The following is a 6,856-nucleotide window of genomic DNA, read 5'->3' as shown; positions in this document are numbered from 1 at the left end:
AGCAGATAGGCGTGGTCGATGTACCAGTCCCAATATGTATTGGAGGTGACGTCCGCCCGCTCGTACGGGTCCATGCGCAGGGTGAACAGTTTTGGACCCCGCAGCAGGGTATACGGCTCGAACCAGATTTGCAGCGTGCCCGGCTGCCGCTGCTCCATGAAGACCAGCTTCCAGTTGTCGTAGCGCAACCCGGTCAGGTCGCCGTCGTCAGAGAAGTAGAAGAATGATTCGCGGGGCCCCTTGTCCGTTTTTCCGGTCAGATAGGGCAGGAAGTTGTACCCGTCCAGGTGCACCTTATAGGTGGTCTTGCCGAGCTTGTACCCCTTGAGCAGTTTGCCGGTCACATCCGAATCACCGGCGGCGGCCGCCAGCGTCGGCAGCCAGTCCATGTGCGACATGATCTCATTGGAAATGCTCCCGGCCTTGATCTTTCCAGGCCAGCGAACCATGGCAGGTACGCGGTAGGCTCCCTCCCAGTTGCTGTTCTTCTCGTTGCGGAACGGCGTCATGCCGGCGTCGGGCCACGTGTTCATGTGCGGGCCGTTGTCCGTCCCGTACATCACGATGGTGTTGTCGGCAAGACCCAGATCATCCAGCTTGTTAAGCACGGTGCCGACGTTCTTGTCATGGTCGATCATCGCATCGTGGTACTCGCTCTGCCAACGTCCGGATTGTCCGATGCTGGCCGGCTTGGGATGGGTGCGAAAGTGCATGTGGGTGAAGTTCACCCACACGAATACCGGCTTACCGGCTTTGTGCTGGGTCTCGATGAAGAACGCGGCCCTGGCGGCGACGTCGTCATCGATGGTCTCCATGCGTTTTTTGGTGAGCGGACCGGTGTCTTCGATACGCTGCGTGCCGTCGGGCATGGCATAGCTGTGGATCACTCCCCGTGGCCCGAAGCGCTTGCGAAATTCGGGGTCTTTGGGATAGTCGGCCTGTTCCGGCTCCTCTTCGGCATTCAAGTGGTAAAGGTTGCCGTAGAATTCGTCGAAGCCATGCGCCGTCGGCAGGTGCTCGTCGCGGTCTCCCAGGTGGTTTTTGCCGAACTGGCCGGTGGCGTAGCCCTGGGCCTTGAGCAGGGTGGCGATGGTGGGGTCATCGGCGCTGAGCCCCTCCTTGGCGCCGGGCATGCCGACTTTGCTCAGGCCGGTGCGGAACACGCTCTGGCCGGTGATAAAAGCGGAACGGCCAGCGGTGCAGCTCTGTTCGGCGTAATAGTCGGTGAAGAGCATGCCCTCATTGGCGACACGGTCGATGTTGGGCGTGCGATAACCCATCAAGCCCCTGGTATAAACGCTGAGGTTGGACTGACCGATGTCGTCACCCCAGATGATGACGATGTTGGGTTTCTCCTCGGCACCCACAACAGACGCGATGCCGAAGAGCATCGCCATCGCCACGATGCTTGAAATCATAAGATGAAATTGCCGTTTCATTGAGACCTCCCTGGTTTGAGTGGTTGAGTCGATCTGATGTAAAAGAAAATGAGCGGACAGCAAAAAGGTTCGACCGATCCTCGCGGCCCCGATGAACGAGACCCCAGCATTGTTCCGGAAAATCGTTGGGAATGAGCTTGCTATCGAGGTTCGAAGAAATGAGAACAAGTCGATATTAAACGAGATACCCTTGTTATTCTGAGAAACTTGGGGACCGTTTTCAAAGCCTGAGCGGGGATTTCGTGTTTAAGAAAAATTGAACAATTTAAGCATCCATCGAACAGACAAATAATATTCACCCGATGGGCTTAGTCAAATACATAATATTTGCTCGGCACCTGACCGACGCCTCCGACCGGTCGTGTTTCTGCCTGCTGTGCATCAATGTTCGACTTCCATCACCTCGGTTGACAGATACTGGCTGATATCCACTCGGTCAATTTGACCCGGGTCCAGGAACTGCTCGGCGTAGTCCCGGTATACCTCGCTTTTCAGAAACAGGTCGAACAGGTCGGCATCGATGTGCTGGTCGTTGCGCATGGTGCTCATGATGCGCAGGGCCTCGCTGACCGTTTTCGGTTTTTTGTAGGGCCGGTCGGCTGCGGTCAGGGCCTCGAAGATATCCGCGATGGCCATGATGCGGGCGGGGACGGACATCTCTTCTTTTTTTAACCCCCGAGGGTAGCCGGTGCCGATCATGGTCTCATGGTGGGACCCGGCAATATCCGGCACATGCTTCATGTTGTCGGGGAAGGGGAGGCGCTTGAGCATGAGAATGGTCTGGATGATGTGTTCGTTGATCTTGAAGCGATCCTCCGTCGACAGGGTGCCTTTGCGGATGCTCAGATTGTAGAGCTCACCCAGGTTGTACTGGTTTTCAGGGACGATCATGTTGAATCCGTGGGTGTTGCCGTCGAAGGGGTCCGGGTCGGTCCGGGGAATGATGTGCTCCGGTTTGTCGGCCAGCAGGTGTTCGACAACTGGCAGCGTGGCTGCCGGCTGCCGGTTTTTCAATGTGGCTTCATCCTGGGAAATGCCCAGGCGGTCGTCCAGGTGGCGCGTCCAGGTCAGGGCGGCGATCCGTTCGAGCCTGTCGATCTTCTCATCGGCCATGACCTCGCCGCCGACATTGCACTCTGCGACAAAGGCAAAATCCTCGGCGATCTGTTTTCGCACCTTTTCAAGTTCCGCAGCAAGGGTCGCTTCATCGGCCCCACCCGCCAATCGTTGGCGGCAGGCGTCTATTTCTGCATCCCTCAGCAGGACCTCGAATCGCATGCGGATTTCGTGGATGCGGTTGTAGATGGTTTCCAGCTTGGTGGCCTTGTCCACTACATATTCTGGCGTGGTCAGCTTGCCGCAGTCGTGCAGCCAGGCGGCTACATTGAACTCCCGCCATTGATCTTCGGAGGCCATCCGGAAATCGGCAAACGGGCCCGCCTTGGACGCATGGGCTGCCGTGGCCAGCATCCTGGCCACTTCGGGCACCCGCTTGCAGTGGCCGCCGGTATAGGGGGATTTGGCGTCGATGGTGCCGGCAATCAGCTCGGTAACGGCGGTGAACAGGCGCTCGATGTCCTGCTTGGCCTGGATCAGTCTGGCCGTGTAGTCCCGGATGGTGCTTTTCATCAGGATAAAGGCCTGGGTCAGGGAATGGATTTCTTTGACACTGGAGTCGTGGAGGACGGACTTGGAGAAATCACGTCGGCGGATTTTCCTGGATTCGAGCTCCAATTGCGTGAGTGATCCTAAGATTTTACGGGACACCAGCAGGGACAGCGGCAATAATACCAGCAGCACCAGGCCGGAGAAGAGAAAGACCCGTTGCTGCATGCGCCGGATGTGGCCGGTGAAGTCAGAAACGGGAGCCACAGAAGCCAGGATCTGATCGAACCGCAGAGCGGCATTCAACGCCGTCGATCTCACCAGGTAGGCGACTCCGTCGATCTGCATTTCCAGGGTTCGGTTGAGTCTGTCCACCGGGTTGCCCTGGTATTCGGCGACAATTGCCCGGACCCGCGGATCGTCAGATTCCGCGCCGGTTAAAATGCTCAGGGTTTCATTTTTTCCCGCGCGAATGGGGTCCTGGGTCGGATGAGCGATGATCCGCCCCGCGCGGTCGAAGAGAAACAGCATGCCATTGTCCGAGACTTTCTGCCGTTCGAGTGAGATGGCGAACCGGTTCAGGGTGATGTCGGCACCGAAAACCCCGTCACCGTAGATCAGTTTCTCGGCGCAGGTGATGCCCGGCAGCTTGGTTGAACTATAGATATACGGCTCGGTGAAAAAGGCCGCTTCCTCCTCTTGGGCCCTGAGGAACCAGGGCCTGACGCGGGGGTCGTAGCCCGGGTCCAGGTCGGCCCTCGTTCCGGTAATCTGCCGCTGGCGATTTAAAAAATGCCAGCGCTGTTTCAGGTTGCCGTCCGCATCGACTGAAATGCTGCGCAGGACATAGGCGGTGCCCACCGGCGCATCGAACAGACGGCGCAATTCCGCCTTGTCCCTGACGGCAACGACCTGGATAAAGCTACCGTCGTTATACCCGGTGTAAAGTGAGAACAGATAACCGTAATACGAGAGGGCTTCGAGCATCAGCGGCAAACCCGGATAAGACATTCCGCCGCCCACCGGCAAGGTGGCCATTGCCGGCATCCGTGCGGCTGTCCCGACCAGGACGGCCACCGATTCCAGTTCACTCTCGTAGCGTTCCAGAACCTTTTCGTTGATTTCCGAGAACAGGCGGTCGGCCATCTGGATGGCTGCCGCCTTGCTCTCCCGGTGGCTGATCCATAAGAACAACCCGGTCAATATGACGACGATGGTCACGATCAGCGTGGTAATGCCGACATAGAACGGATAGCGTTTGATTTTCAGGGTCATGGATTTATCCTAATAGAAGACCCGAAGGCACAACTGCAGGCCCGCGTAGTTAAATTCGACATTGCCCTTCAGGTCGATTCCCGGCCAGTCTTCTCCTTCGGCTTCGACGTTGACTGCCAACGAGTCGACGCCCAGCCCGATCCCCACATGCTCCCATGGGTGGTCATGCACTGCCGCCCTGAATTCCAATAGGGATCCTTTGAAATTATCATATTCCTGGTAGAAGACTTGGGATCCGGTCATTAAGAACCACGAAAGACAAGCACAACTGCCTGTTTATTTCGGTTGAATGGTCAGGTTCAAGCGTGTCGGGTCGTACCCCTTTTCGATAACCCGGCGGAGAATCCCGTCGTACACGGCCCCATCCAACGTCGGCGTTCGGCTGAGGATCCACAGGTATTTCCGAGACGGCACACCCACCACGGCCCATTGGTAATCCGGGTCGAGATCGATGATCCAGTAGTCACCTTTGAACGGCCAGAAAAACCAGACCTTCAATTTGGCGCGGGTGGCCGCATCGACCACTTCCGCCTTTCCTTTGGACGCCTTCAGCGGTCCGTCCAGGCTGTTTTTGAAGCAGCGGTTGACCACGCGGATGCGCCCGTCCGGCAACTGCGTATAGTCGGCCGTGGAGCCGGTACAGTCCCTCTGGAACCAGGCCGGGTAGCTGGCGATTTCATACCATTTGCCCAGATAGCGGTTCAGGTCGACGGCGGAGACGGTGGATAGCGGCGCTTGATCTTCACCTGCCGCTGCTTGAACCGTCAGCGCCAGCAGCCCAATGAACAAGAATAGGGGGACCCACCTGCGGGGATCAGACCGTCGCTTCGAATCGGTAGAGACACACATTGGGATGACCTTCCGTAAAGCAGCATTTTACTTGGCGCTACCCCGTCTATTGCCCCGCAAAGTAGCCTTCCGGATCGCTGGTCAGCTGATCGAGCTTATCCTGCAACTGCTCCAGCAGGTTGTCCTTCATGCCCTGGGAAAAGGTGGGGCCGAGACCGCGCTTGCTCACCGCGTCCATCTCCGCCTGGATTCTCTGGCTTTCAGCCTGGATTTTCTCGGACAGGGCCGAATCCTGCATCGATTGGGTTTGTGCGTCGGCCGCTTTCTTCTGGCTCTCCTTTTCCTGCAGGTATTCGTCGGCTTCCTTGACGGATTCTTCCACCATTTTATTGTAGGCTTGGCGCGCTTCATCCACAGCCGGAAGCGGGGAAAAAGCGCCAACAACCAAAAGACCCACCAATGTGACGACGATCCATTTCATGAGTTTCATGTGCGACTCCTTTTTATCAGGGTGTCTTCAATCCTGAAATGAGCGATGCATCGGTTCTCGTGATGCGCTTATTTTTTTTCATCTTGGGAACGTCTTATATAATTAACCAGATCGCGACCCATGGCAAGTGTTGGATGGGCTTCACGCAGCTGCAATGCCGCCTCGAGGGCGTCGTCCGGCCGGTCCCATTCAATATACAGCACTGCCAGCGCAGAAAGATAGTCCGGATTATTCGGTTCCACAGACAGCGCCCGTTGAAGGGCGGTCTCCGCTTGTGGATTCTGCTTGAGTTGTTTGAGCAGCAGGGCCAGGTTGTATTGGATCCGGGAACGCTGGGGCAGACCGGCGGCGGCATCGCCCAGGTAAATGACGGCATCTTCATAGGCCTTTTTTTCCGCCAGCAGCAGGCCTAATGAATACTTGACTTCATAAAGGTCGGGGTATTCCTGCACGACTTCACGCAACAACGCCTCGGCCTGATCTATCTGCCCCTTAGCGTTGTAAAGCATGGCCAGGTTAACCTTGGCCGGGTAAAAGAGCCGGTCAATGGCGATGGCTCTGCGGTAATGGCCGATGGCCCGGTCGGTCTGCCCCAGGTCGGCATAGACGTTGCCCAAATTGTGGCGGGAGGCTGCAAAATCGCCGGTGCGTTCCATGGCCGTGATGTATTCGGCAAGGGCTTTTTCGTATGGTTGTTGAAGGGACGGGGACAATCCCTGCCGCCCCGCAGCGACCAGGCTCCGGGCGGCCTCGATGCGCACGGCACGCACCGGGTCGTAGAGCAGCGGTCCGACAAGCGTGGAGCGTTGCCCCGGGTCCGGGATGGCCAACCGATTGACCGCCGTGTAGCGAATCAATGCTGATTCGTCGGAAAGGGACCGCCTGAGCGCTTCTACCGCGATCTCATCGGGATAGGACGATGCCAAGGACAGGGCGGTTGCCCGGACAATATCCGGGTAGAGCCGATCCCCGGCTAAACGGACCAGTTCAGCCAACGCATCTGGATTTTGCTGCCGTCCGGCCGCCAGAGTGGTGCCATAGTGCGGCCGTTTTTTCTTGCCGTACCATTTGGCCATGGCATCGACCGACCACTGGACGGTTTTATCCACATGGCAGCGGTTGCAGGCATTCGGGACGCCGATTTTGATACTAAGATCCGGACGCGGTATTCGGAAACTGTGGTCTGGGCGGTAATCGACGCCCATGTAATAGCGTTCGGGCATGTGACACTGCATACATTCAGAGCCGGTTCCGACTT

The 6,856-nt window shown here is 57.4% G+C and carries 6 protein-coding genes; all 6 read right to left on the bottom strand.

Annotated elements, in window-relative coordinates; all coding sequences use genetic code 11:
- Window positions 1-1,439: arylsulfatase (locus ABYV26_RS17630; RefSeq protein WP_372682670.1), on the bottom strand; the 1,439-nt coding region annotated here is incomplete at its 3' end.
- Window positions 1,440-1,820: 381 nt separating this feature from the next.
- Window positions 1,821-4,319, bottom strand: coding sequence for an HD domain-containing phosphohydrolase (locus tag ABYV26_RS17625; RefSeq protein ID WP_372682669.1), 2,499 nt, complete (start codon window positions 4,317-4,319; stop codon window positions 1,821-1,823).
- A gap of 9 nt (window positions 4,320-4,328) precedes the next feature.
- Window positions 4,329-4,562 (bottom strand): hypothetical protein, encoded by a 234-nt coding sequence (locus tag ABYV26_RS17620; protein WP_372682668.1) that lies wholly within the window; start codon window positions 4,560-4,562, stop codon window positions 4,329-4,331.
- A gap of 33 nt (window positions 4,563-4,595) precedes the next feature.
- Entirely contained in the window at window positions 4,596-5,108 is a 513-nt protein-coding gene (locus tag ABYV26_RS17615; protein ID WP_372682667.1) for a lipocalin family protein, read from the bottom strand.
- A 106-nt stretch (window positions 5,109-5,214) separates the two neighbouring features.
- Entirely contained in the window at window positions 5,215-5,598 is a 384-nt protein-coding gene (locus ABYV26_RS17610) for a hypothetical protein (protein WP_372682666.1), read from the bottom strand.
- Between the two features lie 68 nt (window positions 5,599-5,666).
- Window positions 5,667-6,856 (bottom strand): tetratricopeptide repeat protein (locus ABYV26_RS17605; RefSeq protein ID WP_372682665.1); only part of this gene is annotated, 1,190 nt, incomplete at its 5' end.

Source organism: Desulfosarcina sp. (genome assembly GCF_041551955.1).
Classification (GTDB): Bacteria; Desulfobacterota; Desulfobacteria; order Desulfobacterales; family Desulfosarcinaceae; genus Desulfosarcina.
Note: the sequence above shows the minus strand (reverse complement) of the source record. Positions and strands in the feature narration are given on the sequence as shown.

What these genes read in the sequence shown, in the direction of transcription:
- ABYV26_RS17625 (WP_372682669.1), bottom strand. Translation starts at nt 4,319, where the DNA reads ATGACCCTGAAAATCAAACGCTATCCGTTCTATGTCGGCATTACCACG.
- ABYV26_RS17620 (WP_372682668.1), bottom strand. Translation starts at nt 4,562, where the DNA reads ATGACCGGATCCCAAGTCTTCTACCAGGAATATGATAATTTCAAAGGA.
- ABYV26_RS17610 (WP_372682666.1), bottom strand. Translation starts at nt 5,598, where the DNA reads ATGAAACTCATGAAATGGATCGTCGTCACATTGGTGGGTCTTTTGGTT.